A 25,664-nucleotide genomic window follows, 5' to 3' on the forward strand; every position below is an offset into this window, starting at 1 on the left:
GGCACAGTGGCTCAGGCTACCAGCAGCCAGGACGGCCGCCCAAACCGCTCCCGGCCCCGCGCGCATGGGACCATGGGGGCGACGAGTGCAGACACGCCCCTCCCTCCCGACAGGACCCCTAGGTGCCCGCGACCGAAACCACCGTGCCGCAGCCCAGCCGTACCGAGCCCGCGCTGATCCGCAATTTCTGCATCATCGCGCACATCGACCACGGCAAGTCGACGCTGGCCGACCGGATGCTCCAGATCACCGGAGTCGTCGACCAGCGCCAGATGCGCGAGCAGTACCTCGACCGTATGGACATCGAGCGCGAGCGCGGCATCACGATCAAGTCCCAGGCCGTACGCATGCCGTGGTCGCCCTCGGAGGGTGAGAGCAGCGGCGAGGCGCACATCCTCAACATGATCGACACCCCCGGGCACGTCGACTTCACGTACGAGGTCTCCCGCTCGCTCGCCGCCTGCGAGGGCTGCGTGCTGCTGGTGGACGCCGCGCAGGGCATCGAGGCGCAGACCCTCGCGAACCTCTATCTCGCGATGGAGAACGACCTCACGATCATCCCGGTGCTGAACAAGATCGACCTGCCCGCCGCGCAGCCGGAGAAGTTCGCCGCCGAGCTGGCCGGGCTCATCGGCTGCGACCCCGCCGACGTGCTGCGCGTCTCGGCGAAGACCGGGGAGGGCGTCGAGGCGCTGCTCGACGAGGTGGTCCGGCAGGTGCCGCCGCCGGTGGGGGTCAAGGACGCCCCCGCCCGCGCGATGATCTTCGACTCGGTCTACGACTCGTACCGCGGCGTCGTGACGTACGTGAAGGTCGTCGACGGCACGCTCGGCAAGCGCGAGCGGATCAAGATGATGTCGACCGGCGCCCAGCACGAGCTGCTGGAGATCGGTACCAACTCGCCCGAGATGACCCCGGCCGACGGCCTCTCCGTCGGCGAGGTCGGCTATCTGATCACGGGCGTCAAGGACGTCCGCCAGTCCAAGGTCGGCGACACCGTCACCCGGCTCAGCAAGGGCGCCACCGAGCCGCTCGGCGGCTACAAGGACCCCAAGCCCATGGTGTTCTCCGGGCTCTACCCGGTCGACGGCTCCGACTATCCCGAGCTGCGCGACGCGCTGGACAAGCTCCAGCTCAACGACGCCGCGCTGGTCTACGAGCCGGAGACCTCCGCGGCGCTCGGCTTCGGCTTCCGTGTCGGCTTCCTCGGCCTGCTGCACCTGGAGGTGATCAGGGAGCGGCTGGAGCGCGAGTTCAACCTCGACCTGATCGCCACCGCGCCCAACGTGATCTACCGCGTCGTGCTGGAGGACCGCACCGAGCACGTCGTCACCAACCCCAGCGAGTTCCCGGTCGGCAAGATCGAGGAGGTCTACGAGCCGGTCGTACGGGCGACGGTCCTGACCCCCAGCGAGTACATCGGCTCGGTCATGGAGCTGTGCCAGAACCGCCGCGGCACGCTCCTCGGCATGGACTACCTCTCCGAGGAGCGCGTCGAGATCCGCTACACGCTGCCGCTCGCCGAGGTCGTCTTCGACTTCTTCGACCAGCTCAAGTCGAAGACCCGCGGCTACGCCTCCCTCGACTACGAGCCCACGGGCGAGCAGAGCAGCCAGCTCGTCAAGGTCGACATCCTGCTGCACGGCGACCAGGTCGACGCCTTCTCCGCGATCACGCACAAGGACAAGGCGTACGCCTACGGCGTCCGGCTCGTCGCCAAGCTGAAGGAGCTGATCCCGCGGCAGGCGTTCGAGGTGCCCGTGCAGGCGGCCATCGGCTCCCGCGTCATCGCCCGCGAGACCATCCGCGCCATCCGCAAGGACGTCCTCGCCAAGTGCTACGGCGGTGACATCTCCCGTAAGCGGAAGCTGCTGGAGAAGCAGAAGGAGGGCAAGAAGCGGATGAAGATGGTCGGCAACGTCGAGGTGCCCCAGGAGGCGTTCATCGCGGTGCTGTCGTCGGACGAGGACGGCAAGGCGAAGAAGTAGCGGCGGCCGCCCGCCGGGGCGGGAAGCGGAATCGTACGGACCGGGCCGGCGCGGGACCCCCCGCCCGGCCCGGCTTCGAGACCTATCCGACGCCTTGCAGACCCTTACGCCGCTCGATGTCACCCTCTAATCTGCTGGTTACTCGCCAGTTACCAGCGAAGAGCAGGGCCGGAGGATGCAGTGACCGAGACCGAAACCCAGACGAAGCTGGACAGCCGCCCGCCGTCCGTCGCCACGCTCTTCCTTGACCGCGTCGAGTCCACCCCGGACCGGGAGGCGTTCCAGTACCCGGTGCCCGCGGCCACCGCCGGCGAGGGCGACGAGTGGCGGTCGCTGACCTGGGCGCAGTCCGCCGAGCGGGTCTTCGCGATCGCCGCCGGGCTGCTCGACCTCGGCCTGCAGCCCGAGGAGCGGGTCGCGCTCGCCTGCAACACCCGGCTGGAGTGGATCCTCACCGACCTCGGCATCCTCTGCGCCGGCGGCGCCAACACCACGGTCTACCCCAGCACCAACGCCGAGGAGACCGCATACATCCTCGCCGACTCCGGCAGCCGCGTGCTCGTTGCGGAGGACGCCGCCCAGCTCGCCAAGGCGCGCGAGATGCGGGCCGGGCTGCCCGACCTGGCGCACGTCGTCGTGGTCGAGGCCGCGGACGCCGTCGCCGCCGAGGGCGACCCGGACGGCTGGGTGCTCTCCCTGGCCGAGCTGGAGCGGCGCGGCACCGACTATCTGGAGAAGCACCCCGAGGCCGTACGGGAGCACATCCAGGCCCTGCGCCCCGACCAGCTCGCCACCCTCATCTACACCTCCGGCACCACGGGCCGCCCCAAGGGCGTGCGGCTGGCGCACGACTCGTGGTCGTACATGGGCTACGCGATCGAGGGCATCGAGCTGGTCATGCCCGAGGACATCCAGTACCTGTGGCTGCCGCTCGCGCACGTCTTCGGCAAGGTGCTCACCGCCGGGCACATCAAGGTCGGGCACGTGATGGCCGTCGACGGCCGGATCGACAAGATCATCGAGAACCTGCCGGTCGTCCGGCCCACCCAGATGTGCGGCGTCCCGCGGATCTTCGAGAAGGTCTACAACGGCGTGGCCGCCAAGGCGAAGGCCGGCGGCGGCGCCAAGTACAAGATCTTCCTGTGGGCCGCCGAGGTCGCCCGCGAGTACGCGCGCGTCACCCAGGACAACCACCGCCGCACCGGCAAGCGCACCGCGCCCGCCGGCCTGCGGACCAAGCACGCCCTCGCGGACAAGCTGGTCTACGGCAAGTTCCGCGCCGCCTTCGGCGGCCGGATGCGCGGCATGGTCTCCGGATCCGCCGCCCTCGCCCCCGAGATCGGCTACTTCTTCGACGGCGCCGGCGTCCCCATCCTGGAGGGCTACGGCCTCACCGAGTCCGCCGCCGCCAGCTTCTGCAACCGCCTGGAGACCTACCGCACCGGCACCGTCGGCAAGCCGCTGCCCGGCTGCGAGGTGCGGATCGCCGACGACGGCGAGATCCTGCTGCGCGGCCCCGGCATCATGCAGGGCTACCACGGCCTGCCGGAGAAGAGCGCCGAGGTGCTGGAGGACGACGGCTGGTTCCACACCGGCGACATCGGCGAGCTGTCCGACGACGGCTTCCTGCGCATCACCGACCGCAAGAAGGACCTGATCAAGACGTCCGGCGGCAAGTACATCGCGCCGAGCGAGGTCGAGGGCCAGTTCAAGGCCGTCTGCCCGTACGTCGGCTCGATCCTCGTCATCGGCGCCGACCGCAACTTCTGCACCGCGCTGATCTCCCTGGACGAGGTGGCGCTCACCGGCTGGGCGAAGGAGAACGGCCTGTCGGACCGGCCGTACGCGGAGCTGGTCGCCTCCCCGGAGGCGCGGGAGATGATCGACGGGTACGTGCAGCAGCTCAACGAGCGGTTGCAGCGCTGGCAGATGATCAGGAAGTTCCGGATCCTGCCGCGGGACCTCGACGTCGAGCACGGGGAGCTGACGCCGAGCCTGAAGCTGAAGCGTCCGGTGGTGGAGCGGGAGTACAAGGACCTGATCGAGGACATGTACGAGGGCGCCAGGGAAGCCTGAGGCCGGCTCGTTTCCGACGCGCCCCCGGGGCCGGAAGTGCCGTGCGGCGGTGGCCGCTTGCGGCCGGTCCGCGGGGGTGCGTCTTTTGTCGTACACGGGGAACGGGAAGGGCGGTCAGGGGTGTGCGGGCGGCGTGTGCGTCGCCGGTCGCGCCCCTCGAACGGGCGACGCGCGCGATCCCGTTGACGGTGACCGCGGCACCCGCGACGGGGTGGTGAGAGGGCTGTCCCCGGGGGTGCGGAGGTCTCGTACGCACGCGTGTCCACCGCGGTGAGCTGTGTCTTCGCCGTTACGGCCGCTGCGGCCGTGCGTCGCGGGGGGCCCGTGGGAAGTGCCGGGCGGGGGTGGCCGAAGGGGGTAATCCGGGTGGTGCGGCGGGGGTCGGATGGGCCATATCCGGTCACCAGTTGTGTCACTTGGTGCATCTGGGCGAGCTCAGTCTGTCACCCTGGTACGTGGGGAACGCCCGTATGCCGGGATTGGGCCGGGAGAGGACAGTGGGGACGACCTTCGCAGTGCAGGCCGTACGTCGAACCTCCGTGGTGTCGGTCGTGCGAAGAGAGCCCGCGGAGCCGGACGGCGGGTCCGGCGGGTCCGGCGGGTCCGGCGGGGAAAGCGGGAGCGGCACGGAAGGTGCCGACGACGCGGACGGAACGGACGGTGCGGACGACGTGCCGGCATCCGGCGGGGAAGCCCGAGGGGCGCACCGCACGGCCCGGGGCGCCGCGGACGACGGGGGCGACGGGGACGACGACGGGGACGACGGGGACGGGGACGGCTCGGGGGAAGACGGCGCAGACGCCGGTGCGGACGGCTCCGCGGGCAGCGGCGCGGAGGGCCCCGGGGACGGGAGCGCAGCCGACGGGATCGCGGGCTCCGCGAAGCGCGGTTCGGGCGGATCCGGCCACGGGAGCGCAGACGGCCCCGGGGACGGCGACGCGGAGGATGCGGAGGCGGAGGCGGACGCCGCCGCCGGTCCGCAGGGCGTGACCGACGTCGCCCTGACCCTCGCCGCCGGAATGCCCGCCGCCGAGGCGGCCCGCCGGTTCGTCCGCGAGCTGCTCGCCGGCCGCGCAGGGCCCGAGGTCGACGACGCCGAGCTGCTGACCAGCGAGCTGGTCACGAACGCCGTGGTGCACGCCGGCACCGAGGTACGGGTCCGCTGCCGGCTCGTCACCGAGGACGCCACCGCCGCCGGTCTCGCGCGCGACGGCGCGGACGGCGGCGGCGCGGCCGCGGAGCCGACGCTGCTGGTGGAGGTCACCGACGGGCACGCGGCCCGGGTGATGCCGCTGCCGGCGCCCGAGGAGTCGTACGGCTACGGCCTGCAACTCGTCGCCGCGCTCGCCGACGCCTGGGGCGTGGAGCACCGGCGCAGCGAGAAGACCGTCTGGTTCCGGATGGGCCCGTTGCGCGAGGTCGGGGGCGAGCCGGCCGACGACGACCCCGACGCCGCGGCACCGGACCGGGAGACCGGCGCGGCGCACGACGAGGCGGGCGCGCACGGCGCGAGCGCCGTACCCGACGACGCGGCCCACGGCCGGGGCGTACCGCACCACGCGGACGGCTCCGGCGGCGACACCGTCCGCGGCGCGCACGACCTCGCCGACGACGACCTCGCCGACCCGCACGCCGCCCACACCGCAGCGCTCCGCCTGCCCAGCCAGGCCACCGCGCACACCCCGCGCAGCGCCACCGACCCCGAACTGCGCGGCGGCGGCCCCTGGGCGGGCGTCGGCGCCTTCTCGTTCCTCGCCGAGACCTCCGACATGCTGGCCGGGCAGTTCGACGAGGACATGGTCGCCTCGCTGGCCACCCAGCTCCTCGTGCCCCGGCTCGCCGACTGGAGCGCCGTCTGGCTCGAAGGCGCCGACGGCGCCGAGCCCCGCCTCGCGCAGGTCTGGCACGCCGCCGAGGAGCGGATCTCCCCCCTCCGCCGCGCCCTGGAGCAGTGCCCGCTGCCGCCGCCCGACGCCCGCCCCGTACCGGTCTCGTGGCCCGGCGGCGGCAGCGGCGGCGTCGCCCGCGGTCCCGGGGACGCCGGCTACGGGCTCGGCGGCCCCGCGCTGGCCTGCCCGCTGGTCGCAGGCGGCCGCCGCGTCGGCACGCTGCTCTTCGGCCGCGCCGGCGTCGCCCGGATCGGCGGCGACGTCGTCGCCGTCGTCACGGACTTCGCGCGCCGCGTCGCGCACGCCGTCTCCGCCGCCCGCCAGTACACGCGCCAGGTCACCATCAGCGAGGTGCTCCAGCGCGGCCTGCTGCCCAGCGGCATCGCGGAGATGCCGGCCATGGACACCGCCGTCGTCTACGAGCCGGCCGAGGGCGCCGCCGCGGGCGGCGACTTCTACGACCTCTTCCCCAGCGGCAGCGACCGCTGGTGCTTCGCCCTCGGCGACGTCTGCGGCCAGGGCCCGGAGGCGGCGGTCGTCACGGGCCTCGCGCGCCCGGTGCTGCGGCTGCTCGCGCGCGAGGGCTACGGCGTCGCCGACGTGCTCGGGGGCCTGAACCGCACGCTCGTGGAGCACGCCTTCGAGGCCGTCGAGGCGGCCACGGCGTTCGGGCTGCCGCCGGAGCAGGCGCGGTTCCTGTCGCTGCTGTACGGGGAGCTGGTGCCGTACGAGCACGAAGGCGGCGGCGTCCGCTGCACCGTGGCCAGCGCCGGCCACCCGCTGCCGCTGCTCCTGCGCAGCGACGGCGGGGTGCGGGCGGCGGCGGACGCGCAGTTGCTGCTGGGGGTGCTGGACGACGCTGAGTACTACAGCCAGTCGTTCGACCTGGAGCCCGGCGACACGCTGCTGTGCGTGACGGACGGCGTGACGGAGCGGCGGTACGGGGACCGGCTGTTCGACGACGGGGACGGGCTGGCGGAGGCCCTGTCGTGCTGCACGGGGCTGGGCGCGGCGGCGGTGGCGGAGCGGATCAGGACGGCGGTGCACGACTTCGCGCCGGTGCCGCCGCGGGACGATCTGGCGATGATGGTGCTGCAGGCGCGGGGGACGGAGCAGGGCGGGTACTGAGGGGGGCTGGGCCCGGGACAGGGCTGGAGCCGGAGACCGGACGGGGCTGGAGCCGGGCCCAGGGCCGGGGCTGAGCCGAGGTCGGAGGGCCGGGGAGTCCGGGCCTTCCGGCGGCCGGGGGACAATGGGGCGTATGCCCTCCGTACTGCCCGATGGCGAGCCCGCGCCCGAGGACGGGACCCTGCCCGCCGAGGCGCTGGCCGGGGCCGCCGGCCGCCCCCTCGGCTTCTACGCCCACGTTCCGTACTGCGCCACCCGCTGCGGCTACTGCGACTTCAACACGTACACCGCCTCCGAACTGCGCGGTACCTCGCGCGACGACTACGCCGCCACCTTCGCCGAGGAGGTCCGCCTGGCCCGCAAGGTGCTCGGCGACGATCCGCGGGAGGTCGAGACGGTGTTCTTCGGCGGCGGTACGCCCACGCTGCTGCCGGCGGCGGACCTGGGGCGGATGCTGGCGGCGATCCGCTCGGAGTTCGGCCTCGCGGCGGACGCGGAGGTGACGACGGAGGCCAACCCGGAGTCGGTGGATCCGGCGTATCTGGCGGAGCTGCGGGAGGCCGGGTTCAACCGGATCTCGTTCGGCATGCAGAGCGCGCGGGAGCACGTGCTGCGGGTGCTGGACCGTACGCACACGCCGGGCCGCCCGGAGGCGTGCGTGGCGGAGGCGCGGGCGGCGGGGTTCGCGCACGTGAACCTGGACCTGATCTACGGCACGCCGGGGGAGACGGACGACGACTGGCGGGCGTCGCTGGCGGCGGCGCTGGGGGCGGGTCCCGACCATGTGTCGGCGTACGCGCTGATCGTGGAGGAGGGCACGCAACTGGCGCGGCGGATCCGGCGGGGGGAGGTGCCGCCGACGGACGACGACGTGCACGCGGACAGGTACCTGATCGCGGAGGAGGCGCTGTCGGCGGCGGGGATGGAGTGGTACGAGGTGTCGAACTGGGCGGAGGCCGCGGGCGGCGCGGGGGCCCGGTGCCGGCACAACGAGCTGTACTGGACGGGCGCGGACTGGTGGGGCGCGGGCCCGGGGGCGCACAGCCACGTGGGCGGGGTGCGGTGGTGGAACGTCAAGCACCCGGGGCCGTACGCGTCCGCCCTGGCGGCGGGCCGGTCGCCGGCGGCGGGCCGGGAGGTGCTGACGGAGGAGGACCGCAGGGTGGAACGGATCCTGCTGGAGCTGAGACTGTCGGCGGGCTGCCCGGTGTCGCTGCTGCGACCGGCGGGAGCGGAGGCGGCGGCCCGGGCGGTGGGGGACGGGCTGCTGGAGGGTGGTCCGTGGGAGGAGGGCCGGCTGGTGCTGACGCTGCGGGGGCGGTTGCTGGCGGACGGGGTGGTACGGGACTTGGTGGACTGAGGGGGCTGTTCCCGCCCCTCCCCTCCCCGAACCCGGGGGCTCCACCCCCGGCCCCCGCCGGGGCGCCGCCCAGGACCCGCTCGGGGCCGCGCCCCGGACCCTGGAGAGCCCGCCCCGGACCGTTCGGGGCTGTGGCCCGGATCCCCGGACGGGGCTGCCGCAGGGGCCCCCGCGCGGCTGTGCCTCAGGCTCGCTGGGGGCTCTGCCTCGGGCCCGGGCTGGACTCCCGCAGGGCTGTCTCCCGGACCGCTCGGGGCTGCGCTCCGGATCCGCTTGCGGTTCCGCGCCCGAGACCCCGATGGCTCCGCCCCGGGCCCGCTGGGGGCTGTTCCTCGGGCTCCAGCGGCGCCGGCCTCGGCTCGCACGGGGCTGGCCCAGGCCCCGCGGGGGCTGTGCGCAGGACGTACGGAGCTGCCTCGTACCCGCCCCGGGCTGGGCCCCGGCTCCCCGTACCCATGACCCCCTCACACCCACCCAAGGGTATGCGGGTGCTCTGACATCGCTGGCTCACTGGGGCGGCAACGGGCGGGCGGTGCCGGGGGGACGGATACGCCTGGTGGCCGGGGTCGTGGGGACGCGGGAACGGGGGTGGGCGGGATCGCGTGCGGTTGCTGCGACGTGGGGTCGGAGCATTGGGCCCCTGCCGTGCGCTCCCGGCCGCTCGCCTGCGCACCGGGCTCCGACTTCACCGGCGATCGTCCGGGGCAGTCGGCCCTCGGGCCCTCTTAGCCAGCCGGTACCCCTCGGGTTGCACGTCACTGGGCAAAACTCTGCTCCGGCGGGTGATCTGGTCGGTTTTGGTCCGGGTGTTGCGCGGAGTTCGTGTCGGTAGTGCGCACTCGGTGCGGCCGGGGTGGTGCTTGGCGAGCCTGCGGGTGCGTATCTGCGTGCGGTGGGGCAAAAGTCGGCCTCCGGGGGTCGGTTCGGGGTGAATCGGGGGTGTTACCGCGAGTTACGGTCCGATTTCTCCGCTGAGCGGCAGGATGGCGGATCGGGGTGTAGGGGTACGCGCCCCGCCTGCCGGACCCATACGGCAGGCGGGGCGTCTCCCGAGGGCGGTCGTGAGTACCGTCACCGCTCTCGGGGCTCAGTGGGGATGCCGGCGGATGAGGACGTTCGCGTCGCTTACCGCCGACAAGTCGCCCTTCGCGCGCGCCGCCCTTCGGCTCGTCGCCAGTTCCGCGCACCGGGCGCAGCCCGGGGCCGGGGTGGCGTCCGGGGGAGGGAACGCCTGGGGCAGGTAGACCGGGGCGGCCATCGAGGTGCGGTGCGCGGCGAGGGTGGTCGCCGGGACATCCGTCGCCGGGTGCCGCGGCGGTCCATTTCCCGCGGTACGGGACCGGTCGCCGTCCGTGTTCACGGGCGCCCCCTCCGTAACACCGCGGCGCTGATCCGCCCGTGGCCCGGTTCCAGGTCGTTCTCGCCCCCCGTGGTGACGCAGTGGCCCCCTGCCCGGTGGACTGACAGGCGGAGGGTCGCCCTGTCCGCGCGGTCCCAACTGATGCGGTCCCACGTGTCCACGAGGCACACCGCGGGCCCGGCGGCCTGGCGCATGGCGTAGGTGAGCATCTGCCACTGCGCCCGCTGCCAGGCGCACAGCGCCTGGTCCCCGCGGTCGACCCACTCCCCGGCCACCACCCAGCCCCGCTCGGCGGCATACCGCCTGCAACGCGCTATGCGCTCGTCCAGGGCCGCGGTCGTCAGTACGGCGTGCCGGTCGTAGATGAACGCCAGCGTGGGCCGGGGCGGGTGGGTGTCGGGTGTCTCCATCACGCTCACCTGTCGTCGGTGATCAGGTCGTCACCGACGGTAGAAGCAGATGGTGTGTGCCTACAGGCACGGAACGTCGCAGTTTGGCGGGCGTCCGCCCGAAGGGGGTACGGGCCGTGCCCTCAGCCGTCCACGGCCAGGAACTCCGCCAACTGCCGCTGCGCGCCGGTGAGGCTGCGCTTGCGGGTCTTCAGCACGTCCTCGAACGTGGTCGCGGCCAGCCGCTGGTGGCGTAGCCACTCGGGGGCGTCCCGGCGCAGCGCGACCAGCATGTCGGTGGCCTCGTCGCCGTGCCGCAGCATGGCGTGCGCACGCGCGACGTCCAGGCGGTGCCGGTTCCAGTTGTCCGACGTCGCCCTGCCCACCCCGCGGGGCAGGCGGGCGGTCATCTCCAGTACGAGGTCCGGCCGCTCGGCGACCAGCTCGGCCTCGATCGCCTTCAGATCGACCGTCAGCGGCCCGAAGGTGCCCCAGCCGCGCAGATGCTCCGTGACCTCCGCGCCGAGTGCGGCGCCCGCCGTGCGGGCGAGTTGGACGAGTTCCTTCGACTCGTCCGGCCGGTTGTTCCGGGCCGCCGCGGCCGCGGCGCGCAGCAGCAGCCAGCCCCAGGCGGCCAGTTGCTCGCGGGAGGCGCGGGAGATCCGCGGTTCCACCTCGTCTGCGGTGTCCGCCGCGAGTCGTTCCGCCTCGTCGAAGCGGGTCTGGCGCAGCAGGATCCACCCCTGGCCGATGATGGCGGATGCGGCGTTGAGCCGGTCGCCGATCCGTGCCGCGTCGCGGGCGGCGTCGCGCAGCGCCAAGTGCGCCAGGTCGTAGGCGCGGACCTGGGTCAGGTAGCGGCCGGCGAGTTGCAGGGCCTCGGAGCGCAGTGCCAGGGCTGCGTCCCGTTCGGTGCCGTTGTCGAAGTGGTCGATGGCCGTGTGGGCGGAGCGGATCAGCTCCGGCAGCAGTTCCGCGACGCGCGGGTAGTGGTCTCGGTGGTAGGCCAGGGCGACGGCGGTGGCGGTTGCCCGCAACCGGTCGAGGTCGGGCTCTTCGTCGGCGGCGTCGTCCAGTACGAGCCGGCCCGAGAGGGTCACGGCTGGGGAGATCACGCGGCGCAGGGCGAGCAGGTCCACGTTGTCGTCGTCCGCGCGCGGGTTCTGCCGTGGCCCGGCGGGCTCGAACAGTGCGGAGGTCCTGACCCGCAGCGCTCGGGCGAGGGCGTGGTACGTCTCTACGCGCGCGGTCCCCCCGCGTTCGATCTTCTTGACCACGCCCGGGCTCAGCCCGGCGGCCTCGGCGAGTTGTTCCTGCGTCAGGCCGCGGCGGCGGCGAAAGCCGCGCAGCCGGGCGCCGGTTGAGCCGTCGTCGCCCATGAGACAACCCCCGTCCTATGCTGGCGAGTGGCGTGCCGTCCACTCGCCAGCATAGGACGGGGGTTTTCACGGACCGGACGATTCGTGCGCCGGTCCTCAGGAACCCGGGGTCGTGACGAAGTCGATCAGTTCCTCCACCCGGCCCAGCAGCGCCGGTTCCAGGTCGCGGTACGTCCTCACCGACTCCAGGATGCGGCGCCACGCCGCGCCCGTGTCCGGGGGCCAGCCCAGTTCGCGGCAGACGCCCGTCTTCCAGTCCTCGCCCCGCGGGATCCTCGGCCACGCCGCGATGCCCACCGACGCGGGCTTGACCGCCTCCCAGATGTCCACGTACGGGTGACCGACCACCAGCGCGTGGCTGCTCGTCACCGACTCCGCGATGCGCCACTCCTTCGTGCCCGGGACCAGGTGGTCCACCAGCACCCCCAGGCGCGCGTCCGGGCCGGGGGCGAAGGCGGAGACCACCGACGGCAGGTCGTCCACGCCCTCCAGGTACTCGACCACCACGCCCTCGACCCGCAGGTCGTGGCCCCAGACGCGCTCCACCAGCTCCGCGTCGTGGCGGCCCTCGACGTAGATGCGGCCGGCGCGGGCCACGCGCGCGGTGTGGTCGCGCACCGCGATCGAGCCGGAGGCTGAGAGCAGGGGGCCCGTCTGGCGAGTACGGCCCGGGCGTACCAGCGTGACCACCTTGCCGTCGATCATGAAGCCCCGCGGCGTCAGCGGGAACACCCGGTGCTTGCCGAAGCGGTCCTCCAGGGTGACCGTCGGGCCCTCCGCGGTCTTCTCCGTGCGGATGACCGCGCCGCAGAAGCCCGTCGCCACCTCCTCCACCACCAGATCGGGCTCGGCCTCCACCTCGGGGGCCGGCTGCTGCGGCTTCTTCCAGGGGGGCGTGAGGTCGGTGTCGTAGCGGCGCACGGAAGTGAGATTACGACAAGCGTCCCGCCAGTTCGTCGCGTTGGGCCCGTAGGAAGTCCGCCCCTACCGCCGCCCCGTGCCCCGGGACGTAGACCGCCCCGGAACCGCCCAGCTCCAGCAGCCGGTCCAGCGCCGCCGGCCACCGGGCCGGGGTCGCATCCCGGCCCACAGAAGGCGGGCCCGACTCCTCCACCAGGTCGCCGCAGAAGACGACGGCCGGGCGGCCCGGGACGTAGACCGCCATGTCGTGCGACGAGTGCGCCGGGCCCAGCTCGACCAGCAGCACCTCCCGGCCGCCCCCGAGGTCCAGCGGGTACGTGCCGGAGACCGGGTGCCGCGGGGCGACCAGGACGTCGACGGCCTCCGCCGCCGCGTCGCGGTTCAGCCCGTGGCGTACGGCGTCCGCGCGCAGCTCGTCCGCGCCCGGGCCGCGCAGGTGCGCGGCCATGCCCGCCGGGCCGTAGACCTCGGCGCCGGCGAAGGCCGCGGTGCCGAGCACGTGGTCGAAGTGCGGATGCGTGAGCGCGATACGGGTCACGGGGCGGCCGAAGCGGTCCCGTACGGCCCGGCGCAGCTCCGCGCCCTCCCGCAGCGAGGCGCCCGTGTCCACGAGCAGCACGCCTTCCGCTCCGCCCACCGCGCCCGCCGTCGCGTCCCAGCGGGGCAGCCGGCGCCGCAGGACGTCCGGGGCCAGCTCTTCCCAACCGCCACCCATACCCCGACGCTATAACCTGACAGGCCGCCTTGCCCGGGCTGCCCTACCCGGCCGTACACTGGCCCGGAACCCTGGCACTCCCCGCCGTCGAGTGCCAGCGGCGGAACGACCGGACGGGACCCCGAGTACGGAGGTGGGCAGCATGCTCAGCGAGCGCCGGCTCGAAGTGCTGCGCGCCATCGTCCAGGACTACGTGGGTACGGAGGAGCCGGTCGGCTCCAAGGCGCTCACCGAGCGGCATCACCTGGGTGTCTCCCCGGCGACGGTGCGTAACGACATGGCCGCCCTGGAGGACGAGGGGTACATCGCCCAGCCGCACACCAGCGCCGGCCGCATCCCCACCGACAAGGGCTACCGGCTGTTCGTCGACAAGCTCGCCGACGTCAAGCCGCTGAGCGCGCCCGAGCGGCGGGCGATCCAGAACTTCCTGTCCGGCGCCGTCGACCTCGACGACGTCGTGGGGCGCACCGTGCGGCTGCTGGCGCAGTTGACGCGGCAGGTGGCGGTGGTGCAGTACCCGTCGCTGACCCGCTCGACCGTGCGCCACGTCGAGCTGCTCCAACTCGCCCCCGCGCGCGTGATGCTCGTGCTCATCACCGACACCGGCCGGGTCGAGCAGCGCATGATCGACTGCCCGGCGCCGTTCAGCGAGGACTCCCTCGCCGACCTGCGCGCCCGGCTCAACAGCCGTGTCGTCGGCCGCCGGTTCGCCGACGTGCCGCGGCTGGTGGCCGACCTGGCGGAGCCCTTCCCCGCGGACGACCGGGGCACGGTGCAGACCGTGCTGTCGGTGCTGCTGGAGACGCTGGTGGAGGAGACGGAGGAGCGGCTGATGATCGGCGGCACCGCCAACCTCACCCGCTTCGACCACGACTTCCCGCTCACCATCCGGCCGGTGCTGGAGGCGCTGGAGGAGCAGGTGGTGCTCCTGCGGCTGCTCGGCGAGGCGAAGGAACCGGGCGTGATGGTGCGTATCGGCCATGAAAACGACCACGAGGGGCTCACCTCCACCTCGGTCGTCTCCGTCGGATACGGTTCTGGCGGCGACACCGGTGAAGCCGTCGCCAAGCTCGGCGTGGTCGGACCTACCCGCATGGACTACCCCGGAACGATGGGAGCGGTACGCGCAGTGGCACGGTACGTCGGACAGATCCTGGCGGAGTCATAAGTGGCCACGGACTACTACGCGGTCCTCGGCGTCGGACGTGACGCGTCGCAGGAGGAGATCAAGAAGGCGTTCCGCAGACTCGCCCGCGAGCTGCATCCGGACGTGAACCCGGATCCGAAGACCCAGGAGCGGTTCAAGGAGATCAACGCCGCCTACGAGGTGCTGTCGGACCCGCAGAAGAAGCAGATCTACGACCTCGGCGGCGACCCGCTGTCGCAGAACGGCGCCGCGGCCGGCGGCTTCGGCGCCGGCGGCTTCGGCAACCTCTCCGACATCATGGACGCCTTCTTCGGCCAGGCGGGCCAGCGCGGCCCGCGCTCGCGCACGCGGCGCGGCCAGGACGCCATGATCCGGCTCGAAATCGAGCTGGAGGAGGCGGCGTTCGGCGCCACCAAGGAGATCCAGGTCGACACCGCGGTGGTCTGCGGCACCTGCAACGGCGAGGGCGCGGCGCCCGGTACGTCGGCGCAGACGTGCGACATGTGCCGCGGCCGCGGCGAGGTCTCGCAGGTCACCCGGTCCTTCCTCGGCCAGGTCATGACCTCCAGGCCCTGCCCCCAGTGCCAGGGCTTCGGCACGGTCGTGCCCACGCCGTGCCCCGAGTGCGCGGGCGACGGCCGGGTGCGCTCGCGGCGTACGCTCACGGTGAAGATCCCCGCGGGCGTCGACACCGGCACCCGCATCCAGCACGCCGGCGAGGGCGAGGTCGGCCCGGGCGGCGGCCCCGCGGGCGACCTGTACGTGGAGATCCGCGAGCTGCCGCACCTGATCTTCCAGCGCCGCGGCGACGATCTGCACTGCACGGTGACGATCCCGATGACGGCGGCCTCCCTGGGCACGAAGGTCAATCTGGAGACGCTCGACGGCCTGGAAGAGGTCGACATCCGCCCCGGTACGCAGTCGGGGCAGTCGATTCCGCTGCACCAGCGCGGCGTCACGCATCTGCGCGGCGGCGGCCGGGGCGACCTGGTCGTGCACGTGGAGGTCGAGACGCCGCAGAAGCTGGACCCGGAGCAGGAGCGGCTCCTTCGCCAACTCGCCCAGTTGCGCGGCGAGGAGCGCCCCCAGGGCCATTTCAAACCGGGCCAGCAGGGGCTGTTCTCGCGGCTGAAGGACGCCTGGAGCGGCCGCTAGCACCCCGGCAGGGGACCTCGCCCGGCCGCCGCCGTGCGGCCCGTGCGACGGGTGTTGCGGGTGGGGCGTCAGCCGTCCCCAGGTGCGTGAAAACGCGCGGATTCCAAGATCCGGCGCGGGCCGCCGGCGTCCGACCTGCATGACAGGATTGAGCCATGCCCACCGAGCTGAACGATCTGTTCACCTTCCCGATCGTGCAGGCGCCCATGGCCGGTGGCGCTTCCTGCCCGCAGCTCGCCGCCGGGGTGCTGGAGGGCGGCGGCCTGGCCTCCCTCGCCGCCGGTTACAAGACGCCCGAGGCGATGTACGAGGAGATCCGCCAACTGCGGGCCGTCACCGACCGGCCCTTCGGCGTCAACCTGTTCATGCCCCAGCCTCCCTCGCCGCCCGACCCCGCCCAGATCGAGGCGTACGCCGAGCAGTTGGCCGGCGAGGCCGAGTGGTACGGCACGCCGCTGGGGGACGCCGAGGCCGGCACGGACGACGCCTTCGACGCCAAGGTGGCGATACTCCTGGACGAGCCGGTGGCGCTGGTGTCGTTCACCTTCGGCTGCCCCGAGGCGGCCGTGCTCGACGCCTTCGCCCGCGCCGGCACGTACACCGTCGTCACCGTCACCAACGTCGTCGAGGCGCGCCGCGCGCAGGCCACCGGGGCGGACGCCGTGTGCGTGCAGGGCGTCGAGGCCGGCGGCCACCAGGGCGGCTTCCGCAACGACCCGCGGGACGACTACGTGGGCCGCGGGCTGCTCACGCTGCTCGCCGAGGTGCTGGAGGCCGTCGACGTGCCGGTGATCGCCGCCGGCGGGCTGATGCGCGGCGGGCAGATCGCCGCGGTGCTCTCCGCGGGCGCCGCCGCCGCGCAGCTCGGCACCGCGTTCCTGGTCTGCCCCGAGTCGGGCGCCAACCCGCTGCACAAACGGGCCGTCACCGGCGGGGTGTTCACGCGTACGGAGCTGACCCGCGCCTTCTCCGGCCGCCCCGCGCGCGGGCTGGTCAACCGGTTCGTGCGCGAGCACGGCCCGTACGCCCCCGCCGCCTACCCCCAGGTCCACCACCTGACCTCCCCGCTGCGCGCCGCCGCCGCCCGCGCCGGCGACCCGCAGGGCATGGCGCTGTGGGCCGGCCAGGGCTACCGGCTGGCGCGGGAACTGCCCGCCGCGGAGCTGGTGGAGGTGCTGGCCCGGGAGCTGGCCGACGCGCTCAGCGGCACGACGAAGCCCACCGGCGACGCGTCGGCCGGCCTGCTGTGACCGCCCCGGTGTTCGTGGCCGAGCCAGCCGTGCTGGACGCCGCCCGCCCCGGCGCGGTGCTGGCGCTGACCGGCCCCGAGGGGCGGCACGCGGTGTCCGTACGGCGGCTGCGGGCCGGCGAGGACGTCGTGCTCACCGACGGCGCGGGGCGCGGCGCGTACGGCACCGTGGCCGGCGCGGAGGGCCGCGACCGGCTGCTGGTGACCTGCGCCGAGGTGCGCGAGGAGCCGGCGCCGCGGCCGCGGCTGACCGTCGTGCAGGCGCTGCCGAAGGGCGACCGCGGCGAGCTGGCGGTCGAGACCATGACCGAGACCGGCGTGGACGCGGTGGTGCCGTGGGCGGCGGCCCGCTGCGTGACCCAGTGGCGCGCGGAGCGCGGGAAGAAGTCCCTGGCCAAGTGGCGCGCCACCGCCCGCGAGGCGGGCAAGCAGGCCCGCCGACTGCGGTTCCCCGAGGTCTCTGGGCTGCACTCGACGAAGGAACTGCTGCCGCTGCTCGCGGGCGCGGCGTTCACGGCCGTGCTGCACGAGGAGGGCGCCGCGCCGCTGGCCGCCGCCGCGCTGCCGGGGGAGGGCGAGATCGTGCTCGTGGTCGGCCCTGAGGGCGGGGTCGCGCCGGAGGAGCTGGCCGCGTTCGAGGGCGCGGGCGCGGGGGCGTACCGGCTGGGGCCGAGCGTGCTGCGCACCTCCACGGCGGGCACCGCGGCGGGCGCGGTGGTGCTGGCCGCGACCGGGCGGTGGTCCTGAGCGAGCGGAGCGAGAGGTTCCGTACGGCGCTTCCGTGCACCCTTTGCGCCCTCCCGTCCCGTACGCCCCTCCCGTACGCCGGAGCCGTACGCCCGGATCCTGACGTTCCAGGCGCGGGAACCCCGGGGGTTTTCCCGCAGTGTTCAGAGTTACGTCCCGATTCGTTCCAGCCCCCGGCAGGGCGGGTACAGGACGAAGGTCACACCGCACCGCAAAGCGGTGGTGAGTACCGCCTCCGCATGATGGGATGATCGACGTGACTCAGCCTGCCTACCTGCGATTCCCGCACCTCCACGGCGACTTGATCACCTTCACGGCGGAGGACGACGTCTGGGCTGCGCCCCTCGACGGCGGCCGGGCCTGGCGGGTGAGCGCCGACAACATGCCGGTGGACCATCCGCGCATAGCCCCCGACGGCACGCGCGTCGCCTGGACCTCCACCCGCGACGGCACCCCGGAGGTCCTCACCGCGCCCGTCGACGGCGGCGCGCCCGTCCGCCTGACGTACTGGGGCAGCGGCAAGACCTCCGTACGCGGCTGGACGCCCGACGGCGACGTGGTGGCGCTGACCACCCACGGCCAGTACTCGCTGCGCCGCACCTGGGCGCGCGCCGTGCCGCCCGACGGCGGGCCCGCGCACACGCTGCCGTTCGGACCCGTCGGCAACGTCGCGTACGGGCCCGAGGGCCGCGTCGCGCTGCTCACCGCGGGCATGGGCCGGGAGGCCGCGTACTGGAAGCGCTACCGCGGCGGCACCGCGGGCCGGCTGTGGCTGCGTACCGCGGCCGACGCGGAGTTCACCCGGCCCGCCGGGCTGGACGCCGTCCTCGGCAACGCCGAGTACCCGCTGTGGGCCGGCGGCCGGCTGGCGTTCCTCTCCGACCACGAGGGCACCGGCGCGCTGTACTCCGCCGACACCGACGCCCCCGACGCGTACGCCGCGCTGCGCCGCCACACCCCCCTCGGCGGCTTCTACGCCCGCCACGCCGCCACCGACGGCACCCGCGTCGTCTACGCCAGCGCCGGCGAACTGTGGCTCCTCGAAGGACTCGACGAGGGCACCGAGCCCCGCCGCCTCGACATCCGCCTCGGCGGCCAGCGCACCGACCTGCGCCCCCGCCCGCTGCGCGCCCGGCACAACCTCGGCACCGCCCGCCCCGACCACACCGGCCGCGGCAGCGCCGTCGAGATCCGCGGCACCCTGCACTGGGTGACCCACCGCGAGGGCCCCGCCCGCGCGCTGGCCGCGGAGCCCGGCGTGCGGGCCCGGATGCCGCGGGTCTTCCGCGCCGAGGGCGCCGAGCACGTCGTGTTCGTCACCGACGCCGAGGGCGAGGACGCGCTGGAGTTCGCCCCCGCCGCCGGCCGCGACGCCGGCGCCACGCCCCGCCGCGTCGCCGCCGGGCGCCTGGGCCGGGTCACCGGGCTGGCCGTCGCGCCGGACGGCAGCCGCGTCGCCGTCGCCTCGCACGACGGCCGGGTGCTCCTCGTCGAGCGCGCCTCCGGCGACGTACGCGAGGTCGACACCAGTGCGTACGGCGACGCCGGCGGGCTGGTCTTCTCGCCCGACTCCGCCTGGCTCGCCTGGTCCCACCCCGGCCCCGGCGAGCTGCGGCAGTTGCGCCTCGCGACCACCGACGGGCTCGCCGTCGCCGAGGCCACGCCGCTGCGCTTCCGCGACTACTCCCCGGCGTTCACGGCGGACGGCAAGCACCTGGCGTTCCTCTCCGAGCGGGCCTTCGACCCGGTCTACGACAGCCACGTCTTCGACCTGTCGTTCCCGTACGCCTGCCGCCCCCACCTGATCACGCTGGCCGCCGAGACGCCCTCGCCGTTCGGCCCGCAGCGGCACGGCCGCGCCCCCGAGCGCGGCACCTCCGACGACGGCGACGACGCCGGCTCGGGCGCCGGCGACACCCCGCCGGTCACCCGGATCGACCTCGACGGCCTCGCCGACCGCATCCTGCCCTTCCCCGTCGAGGCCGCCCGCTACTCGGCGCTGCACGCCGCGGAGGGCGGCCTGCTGTGGCTCGTCCACCCGCTGCGCGGCGTCCTCGGCACCGACTCCGCGGGGCCCGACGACGACGGGCCCACCAGCCGGCTGGAGCGCTACGACCTCGGCAAGCAGCGCGTCGAGGAACTCGCCGACGACGCCGAGGGCTTCACCGTCACCGGCGACGGCACCCGGATCCTGCTGCGCACCGAAGGCAAGCTGAAGGTCGTCCCCGCCGACCGCAAGGCCAGCCACGTCGACGACGGCGACGGGGACAACGTCACCGTCGACCTCACGCGCGTACGGCAGTTGCTCGACCCGGCCGCGGAGTGGCGGCAGATGTACGCCGAGGCCGGCCGGCTGATGCGCGACCACTTCTGGCGCGCCGACCTCGGCGGCGTCGACTGGGACGGCGTGCTGGAGCGCTACCGGCCGCTGCTGGAGCGCGTCGCCACCCACGACGACCTGGTCGACCTGCTGTGGGAGGTGCAGGGCGAGCTGGGCACGTCCCACGCGTACGTCATCCCCCCGGGCGGCGGCGCTCCCGCGGGCGCGCCGGAGCGGCGGCAGGGGCTCCTCGGCGCCGACATCACCCGCGGGGACGACGGCAGTTGGCGCGTCGAGCGGATTCTGCCGTCCGAGACCTCCGACCCGCACGCCCGCTCCCCGCTGGCCGCGCCCGGCGCCGCGGTCCGCCCCGGCGACGCGATCGTGGCCGTCGACGGCCGGCCCGTCGATCCGCTGGCCGGGCCCGCGCCGCTGCTGGTGGGCGCGGCGGGCAAGCCGGTCGAGCTGAGCGTGCTGCCCGCCGATGGGGGCGACGTGCGCTACGCGGTGATCGTCCCCACCGGCGACGAGGAACCGCTGCGCTACCACGCGTGGGTCGCGGGACGGCGCGCGTACGTACGCGAAGCTTCCGGCGGCCGCCTCGGCTACCTGCACGTACCCGACATGCAGGGCCCCGGCTGGGCGCAGCTCCACCGCGACCTGCGCGTCGAAGTCGCCCGCGAGGGCCTGGTGGTCGACGTCCGCGACAACCGCGGCGGGCACACCTCGCAGCTCGTCGTGGAGAAGCTGGCGCGGCGCGTCGTCGGCTGGGACGCGGGCCGCGGCATCCAGCCCGTCAGCTATCCGATGGACGCGCCGCGCGGTCCCGTGGTCGCGGTGGCCAACGAGTTCTCCGGCTCGGACGGTGACATCGTCAGCGCCGCGATCAGGGCGCTGGGCATCGGGCCGCTCGTCGGGCGGCGCACCTGGGGCGGGGTCGTCGGCATCGACAGCCGCTACCGGCTGGTCGACGGCACGCTGGTGACGCAGCCGAAGTACGCCATCTGGCTGGAAGGACCCGGCTGGGGCGTGGAGAACCACGGCGTGGAGCCGGACGTGGACGTGCAGCTCACGCCGGAGGACTGGGCGCAGGGCCGCGACCCGCAGTTGGAGACGGCGGTGCGGCTGGCGCTGGAGGAGCTGGAGCGCAGCCCGGCGGCGGTGCCGCCGGAGGTGCCGGGTGCGGTACGGGACGCGCCGGAGGCGGCGTCCTCGGACCCGGCGTCCTCGGAGTCCCCGGCGGGGGAGTAGCGGCAGGGCACGGGTACGGGCCGCGGGGTACCATGCGGCCCGTACCGCCCGACTCGTACGAAGGAGGCCGGGAACATGGCCGGGGAGCCGCAGGCAGACTGCCTGTTCTGCAAGATCACCGCGGGCGAGGTGCCCGCGACCGTCGTCCGCGAGACCGCGACGACGATCGCCTTCCGCGACATCAACCCGCAGGCACCCACGCACGTCCTCGTCATCCCCAGGGCCCACTACCCGGACGCCGCCGCCCTCGCCGCCGCAGAGCCGCAGCTCCTCGCCGACGTGCTGCGCGAGACCGCCGAGGTCGCCGCCGGGGACAAGATCGACGCCACCGGCTACCGCGTCGTGTTCAACACCGGCGCGGGCGCCGGCCAGACCGTCTTCCACGCGCACGCCCACGTGCTCGGCGGCCGCGGCCTGAACTGGCCGCCCGGGTAGCGCGGGCCGCCCGCACGTGGCCGCCCGCGAACTCGTCGTCCTCGGTACCGCCAGCCAGGTCCCCACCCGCCAGCGCAACCACAACGGCTACGTGCTGCGCTGGGACGGCGACGCCATCCTCTTCGACCCCGGCGAGGGCACCCAGCGCCAGATGCTGCGCGCCGGCGTGGCCGCGTACGGGCTGACCCGCGTCTGCGTCACCCACTTCCACGGCGACCACTGCCTGGGCCTGCCGGGTGTCATCCAGCGCATCAACCTCGACCGCGTCCCGCACCCCGTGACCGTGCACTTCCCGGCCAGCGGGGGGCACTTCTTCGAGCGGCTGCGGTACGCGAGCGCGTACCGGGAGACCGCGCGGATCGAGGCGGGGCCCGTCGAGGGCGACGGCGTGATCGCCACCACGCCCGCGTACACCCTGGAGGCCCGCCGGCTGCACCACCCCGTGGATACGTACGGCTACCGCCTCGTCGAGCCGGACGGCCGCCGGATGCTCCCCGACCTGCTCGCGCGCGCGGGCATCGCGGGTCCCGACATCTCGCGGCTGCAGCGCGAGGGCGTGCTGCGGGGCGTCCGGCTGGAGGAGGTCTCGGCGCCGCGCCGGGGGCAGCGGGTCGCGTTCATCATGGACACCGGTCTGTGCGAGGGGGTGTACGCGCTGGCGGAGGAGGCGGACCTGCTGGTCATCGAGTCGACGTTCCTGGGCGCGGAGACCGCGCTGGCCATCGAGTACGGGCATCTGACGGCGGCCCAGGCCGCGGGGGTGGCGATCGCGGCGGGCGTACGGCACCTGGTGCTGACGCACTTCTCGCAGCGCTATCCGGACCCGGCGGACTTCGCGCGGGAGGCGCGTGAGGCGGGGTACGCGGGGCCGCTGACGGTGGCGACGGACCTGGGCAGGGTGGCGGTGCCGGCGCGGCGCTGAGGGCGGCGGGTACGGGCGCGGAGGGCCGTTGTCAGTGGGCTGAGGCAGACTGAAAACAGTCGGACAAGTGTTCCGTTCTCGGTGCGGAGGCCCGGTGTGGAAGGAGGCGCTCACGTGACCACCCATCCGTCCGTTTCTGCCGTTTCTGCCATTTCTGCCGTGCCGGCCGGTTCAGCCCTGGCGGGCGTGGACCCGCTCAAGCACGTGCGCGGCCCCGGCGACCCGGCCATCGACGTCTACCTGACGGGGACGGTCTTCCTCGACATCGTCTTCACCGGCCTGGACAGCGCCCCCGTCCGCGGCACGGAGTCCTGGGCCCGCGGCATGGGCTCCAGCCCCGGCGGGGTGGCGAACATGGCGACGGCCCTGGCCCGCCTCGGCCTGCGGACGTCGCTGTCGGCCGCCTTCGGCGACGACGTGTACGGGGACCACTGCCAGGACGCCCTGGCGGGCGAGGGCGTCGACGTGTCCCTGTCCCGCACCTGCCGCGGCTGGCACTCGCCGGTCACCGTCTCCATGGCGTACGACGGCGAGCGCACCATGGTCTCCCACGGCCACGAGGCGCCGCCGCCCGACGAGCCCCCGCGCTGCCCGCCGCCGAGCCGCGCCTGCGTCGCGTCCCTCGACCCGGGCCGCCGGCAGCCGTGGATCGAGCAGGCCGCGCTGCACGGCAGCCGCGTCTTCGCCGACGTCGGCTGGGACGACACCGGGCGCTGGGACCTCGCGGAGATACCGGAGCTGGCCCACTGCGAGGCGTTCCTGCCGAACGCGGTGGAGGCCATGCGCTACACCGGCACGGACTCGCCGCGCGCGGCGGCCCACGCGCTCGCGGAGCACGTGCCGCTGGTGGTCGTCACGATGGGCGCCGAGGGGGCGTACGCGGTCGACGGGCGTACGGGCGAGAGCGCCGAGGTGCCGGCGATATCGGTGGCGGCCCTGGACACCACCGGCGCCGGGGACGTCTTCGTCGCCGGCTTCGTCACCACGTCGCTCGCGGGCTACCCGCTGCCCGACCGGCTGGCGCTCGCGGGGCTGACGGCGGCGCTGTCGGTGCAGGAGTTCGGCGGCTCCCAGTCGGCCCCGGGCTGGACGGAGGTGGCGGCCTGGTGGGAGCAGATACGCACGGTCGAGGAGCAGGACCCCCAGGCCCTCGCCCGCTACGCGTTCCTGGACGGCGTCACGCCGTGCGCCCCCCGGCACTGGCCGCTGCGCCGGGCGGTCCCGACGATCGGCTTCCGCCCGGAGCGGGATGCCCCGTAGGGGGCGGTTCCGGGTCCCGTCGTGCCCGGTCGTGCCGGCGGCGCTGCGCACGCCGGCGGGCTCCCGGAGCCCCTCAGGCCCGGGTCGTGCTGCGTACCTCGCCGTCCGGGGCGGCCAGCAGCACGGGGGTGCCCGGGCCGCCGAGGTCGCGTACGGCCGCGAGGTCCGCGTCCGCGGGGGCCGCCGCCTCGGTGACGACCGCCGCCGCCTCCAGCGAGGTGGCGCCGCTGGCGACGGCCATCGCCACGGCGGTCTGCAGCGCGGTCAGCCGCAGCGAGTCCAGCGCCACGGTGCCCGCGACGTAGGTGCGGCCGGTCTCGTCCCGTACGGCCGCGCCCTCCGGCACGGCGTTGCGCGCCCGCGTACTCCGGGCCAGAGTGATGATCTTGCGGTCTTCCGGGTCCAGCGAGCTGCTCTCGTTCATACCGGCGAGCATACGAACCCCGTACGGCGGCCGCTCAACGGGCCGTCTCCACCGCCTGCGTTGTCGTAGGCGCCTGCCAGGGTGGCGGCATGGACAACATGTACCGGATTCACGTCGTGCACGCGGATGCCTCGGGAGGGCCGGTGCGCCTGCGGGTGCTGCTCGTGCACCATGAGCCGTCGTGGGACCAGGCCATGCTGCTGCCGTCCGACTCGGGGTTCTTCCTGCAAGTGCTGCGGGAAGCGGCGGACGGCGAAGCCGGCCGGCCCCGGGGGCCGTTGGCCGGGGAGGTCAGCGAGGCGCAGTCTCTGGATGCCGCGTTCCTCCGCGCCAACGCGCACCGGTTCGTCGCACGCGTCGAGCGCGTAGCCGTGCGCCATCACCCTGTCGACGACGCGCTGGCCGCGTACTACCGCAACGCCTACGACACCCTTGATCACCTGTACTACGCGGGGACGTTCAACGGCGGCTACCGTCCCGACGAGCACGGCGCACTGGAGGAACGCCTCGTCCAGGCGGAGTACGACGTCTGGGCCACCGACCCGCGCTGGACGCAGACGCTCCGGGCCGGCCAGTGCTGGGGCGCCCGCGCATGGGGGCCGATCGCGGAGGCCGAGGCGTCGGTGCGGCTCGGGTGGGTGCTGTGGGACGACGACCCCGACGGGGCCGCCGCCGCGTTCCGCCACGCCATCGAACTCGAACACGGCGACCCGTACGCCAAAGTACAGGCCCGCCTGGAGCTCGACGCCCTGCTGACCGGCCAGGACAGGTACACCGCACAGGACCAAGGTTCCGATGTGCCCCTGGAATTGGCCCTTCGCCTGCACGCGGAAGGGCACGAGGAGGAAGCGCGGGCGGCGTACGCGGTGGCGGTCTTCCGAGGCGACTGTTCCATAGGCGACGTATTCCTGGGTAGCGCTTCGGTCATCGCCGAAGCACGCCGAGGCGGGGGAATGGAGAGCCCGGCCGAATACGGACACCGCCTCGCACAGTCAGGTGACCTGTCACGGGCGGCGGCGGAGCTGCGCAGGATCTACGACGACGGTTCGGCCCGGGTGGCCGCCTTCGCACTGGCCCTCTGCGAAGGGGCCTTCGACCGGGCCGACGAGGTCTCGGGGGGAAGCCTCGACGGGGACCTGGCGGGAACGTGGATGGGTCAGTTCGCGATGGACCTGGCCTTCGTGCACGCCCGCGCCGGAAACGCCGGCACGGCCCGCAAGCTGGCGGATCTGGCCGACGAGGGACACAGCAGCGGACCCTTCCTGCACGCCCTGGCCAGCGGATCGGCCCGCCCGGCGGAGCTGGCCGTGGAGATGGGGACCGCCCTGGTCGACAAGATAGTCAACCCGGCGTGGGACGACGGCGTCGAAGCGATCGTCGAGGTGGCACGCGAGCACCTCCCCGAGCTGGCCGTGTACGCCTGTCGTGCCCAGGCCGCGTGCGAGTCCGCGTACGGGCAGGAGGAGAACGCCGCCCGCTGGCGGACGCGGCTGGCGCGCCTGGAAGCCGACGGTCCCATCCACTGATCGCACACCGCCGGCCGTGCGGC

19 protein-coding genes are annotated in these 25,664 nt (G+C 74.2%); 13 read left to right on the forward strand and 6 right to left on the reverse strand.

Annotation, left to right across the window (positions count from 1 at the left end; all coding sequences use genetic code 11):
- Positions 1 to 122: 122 nt before the first annotated feature.
- From lepA to hemW, 4 genes are all read left to right on the forward strand, one after another.
- Positions 123 to 1,988: a translation elongation factor 4 gene (gene lepA / locus CXR04_RS25290; RefSeq protein ID WP_101424565.1), complete on the forward strand. Its 1,866-nt coding sequence runs from the start codon at positions 123 to 125 to the stop codon at positions 1,986 to 1,988.
- Between the two features lie 180 nt (positions 1,989 to 2,168).
- Positions 2,169 to 4,064, forward strand: coding sequence for an AMP-dependent synthetase/ligase (locus CXR04_RS25295; protein WP_199850527.1), 1,896 nt, complete (start codon positions 2,169 to 2,171; stop codon positions 4,062 to 4,064).
- A gap of 539 nt (positions 4,065 to 4,603) precedes the next feature.
- Entirely contained in the window at positions 4,604 to 7,081 is a 2,478-nt protein-coding gene (locus CXR04_RS25300; protein ID WP_234380819.1) for an ATP-binding SpoIIE family protein phosphatase, read from the forward strand.
- A 133-nt stretch (positions 7,082 to 7,214) separates the two neighbouring features.
- Positions 7,215 to 8,441: a radical SAM family heme chaperone HemW gene (gene hemW, locus CXR04_RS25305; protein WP_101424567.1), complete on the forward strand. Its 1,227-nt coding sequence runs from the start codon at positions 7,215 to 7,217 to the stop codon at positions 8,439 to 8,441.
- 1,087 nt (positions 8,442 to 9,528) lie between these two features.
- On the opposite strand, the gene CXR04_RS25310 is transcribed toward hemW, so the two are convergent.
- The 5 genes from CXR04_RS25310 to CXR04_RS25330 form a co-directional block, all read right to left on the reverse strand.
- Positions 9,529 to 9,801: a hypothetical protein gene (locus tag CXR04_RS25310; RefSeq protein ID WP_101424568.1), complete on the reverse strand. Its 273-nt coding sequence runs from the start codon at positions 9,799 to 9,801 to the stop codon at positions 9,529 to 9,531.
- Positions 9,798 to 10,211, reverse strand: coding sequence for a recombinase family protein (locus tag CXR04_RS25315; RefSeq protein WP_101424569.1), 414 nt, complete (start codon positions 10,209 to 10,211; stop codon positions 9,798 to 9,800). The genes CXR04_RS25310 and CXR04_RS25315 overlap by 4 nt, the downstream gene beginning before the upstream one ends.
- Positions 10,212 to 10,333: 122 nt before the next feature.
- Complete coding sequence (locus CXR04_RS25320) at positions 10,334 to 11,569, reverse strand: helix-turn-helix domain-containing protein (RefSeq protein ID WP_101424570.1); 1,236 nt, start codon at positions 11,567 to 11,569, stop codon at positions 10,334 to 10,336.
- Between the two features lie 96 nt (positions 11,570 to 11,665).
- Positions 11,666 to 12,490 (reverse strand): DUF3097 domain-containing protein, encoded by an 825-nt coding sequence (locus CXR04_RS25325; protein WP_101424571.1) that lies wholly within the window; start codon positions 12,488 to 12,490, stop codon positions 11,666 to 11,668.
- A gap of 10 nt (positions 12,491 to 12,500) precedes the next feature.
- Entirely contained in the window at positions 12,501 to 13,205 is a 705-nt protein-coding gene (locus CXR04_RS25330) for an MBL fold metallo-hydrolase (RefSeq protein WP_101424572.1), read from the reverse strand.
- A 142-nt stretch (positions 13,206 to 13,347) separates the two neighbouring features.
- Between CXR04_RS25330 and hrcA the strand changes: the two genes are divergently transcribed.
- From hrcA to CXR04_RS25375, 8 genes are all read left to right on the forward strand, one after another.
- Positions 13,348 to 14,373, forward strand: coding sequence for a heat-inducible transcriptional repressor HrcA (gene hrcA, locus CXR04_RS25335; protein WP_101426595.1), 1,026 nt, complete (start codon positions 13,348 to 13,350; stop codon positions 14,371 to 14,373).
- A complete protein-coding gene (gene dnaJ, locus CXR04_RS25340) occupies positions 14,374 to 15,507 on the forward strand; it encodes a molecular chaperone DnaJ (protein ID WP_101424573.1) in 1,134 nt (377 codons plus the stop codon). It begins immediately after the preceding gene.
- A gap of 155 nt (positions 15,508 to 15,662) precedes the next feature.
- Positions 15,663 to 16,757 (forward strand): nitronate monooxygenase, encoded by a 1,095-nt coding sequence (locus CXR04_RS25345; protein WP_101424574.1) that lies wholly within the window; start codon positions 15,663 to 15,665, stop codon positions 16,755 to 16,757.
- Positions 16,754 to 17,503 carry a 16S rRNA (uracil(1498)-N(3))-methyltransferase gene (locus CXR04_RS25350; RefSeq protein ID WP_101424575.1) on the forward strand — a complete coding sequence of 250 codons (750 nt, stop codon included), beginning with the start codon at positions 16,754 to 16,756 and terminating at the stop codon, positions 17,501 to 17,503. The genes CXR04_RS25345 and CXR04_RS25350 overlap by 4 nt, the downstream gene beginning before the upstream one ends.
- Before the next feature lie 247 nt (positions 17,504 to 17,750).
- Positions 17,751 to 21,074: a S41 family peptidase gene (locus tag CXR04_RS25355; protein WP_234380478.1), complete on the forward strand. Its 3,324-nt coding sequence runs from the start codon at positions 17,751 to 17,753 to the stop codon at positions 21,072 to 21,074.
- Between the two features lie 75 nt (positions 21,075 to 21,149).
- Positions 21,150 to 21,509: a histidine triad nucleotide-binding protein gene (locus CXR04_RS25365; protein ID WP_101424576.1), complete on the forward strand. Its 360-nt coding sequence runs from the start codon at positions 21,150 to 21,152 to the stop codon at positions 21,507 to 21,509.
- Positions 21,510 to 21,525: 16 nt separating this feature from the next.
- Positions 21,526 to 22,431 (forward strand): ribonuclease Z, encoded by a 906-nt coding sequence (locus CXR04_RS25370; protein WP_101424577.1) that lies wholly within the window; start codon positions 21,526 to 21,528, stop codon positions 22,429 to 22,431.
- A 159-nt stretch (positions 22,432 to 22,590) separates the two neighbouring features.
- Positions 22,591 to 23,691 carry a carbohydrate kinase family protein gene (locus tag CXR04_RS25375; RefSeq protein WP_442802405.1) on the forward strand — a complete coding sequence of 367 codons (1,101 nt, stop codon included), beginning with the start codon at positions 22,591 to 22,593 and terminating at the stop codon, positions 23,689 to 23,691.
- Between the two features lie 73 nt (positions 23,692 to 23,764).
- Here CXR04_RS25375 and CXR04_RS25380 read toward each other — a convergent pair whose 3' ends face one another.
- Positions 23,765 to 24,127, reverse strand: coding sequence for a cytidine deaminase (locus tag CXR04_RS25380; RefSeq protein ID WP_199850528.1), 363 nt, complete (start codon positions 24,125 to 24,127; stop codon positions 23,765 to 23,767).
- Positions 24,128 to 24,204: 77 nt separating this feature from the next.
- Here CXR04_RS25380 and CXR04_RS34980 point away from each other — a divergent pair, with 77 nt between their 5' ends.
- Positions 24,205 to 25,641 carry a hypothetical protein gene (locus tag CXR04_RS34980; RefSeq protein WP_159072386.1) on the forward strand — a complete coding sequence of 479 codons (1,437 nt, stop codon included), beginning with the start codon at positions 24,205 to 24,207 and terminating at the stop codon, positions 25,639 to 25,641.
- Positions 25,642 to 25,664 lie beyond the last annotated feature (23 nt).

Origin of the sequence: Streptomyces sp. CMB-StM0423 (assembly GCF_002847285.1) — a bacterium.
Lineage (GTDB): Bacteria > Actinomycetota > Actinomycetes > Streptomycetales > Streptomycetaceae > Streptomyces.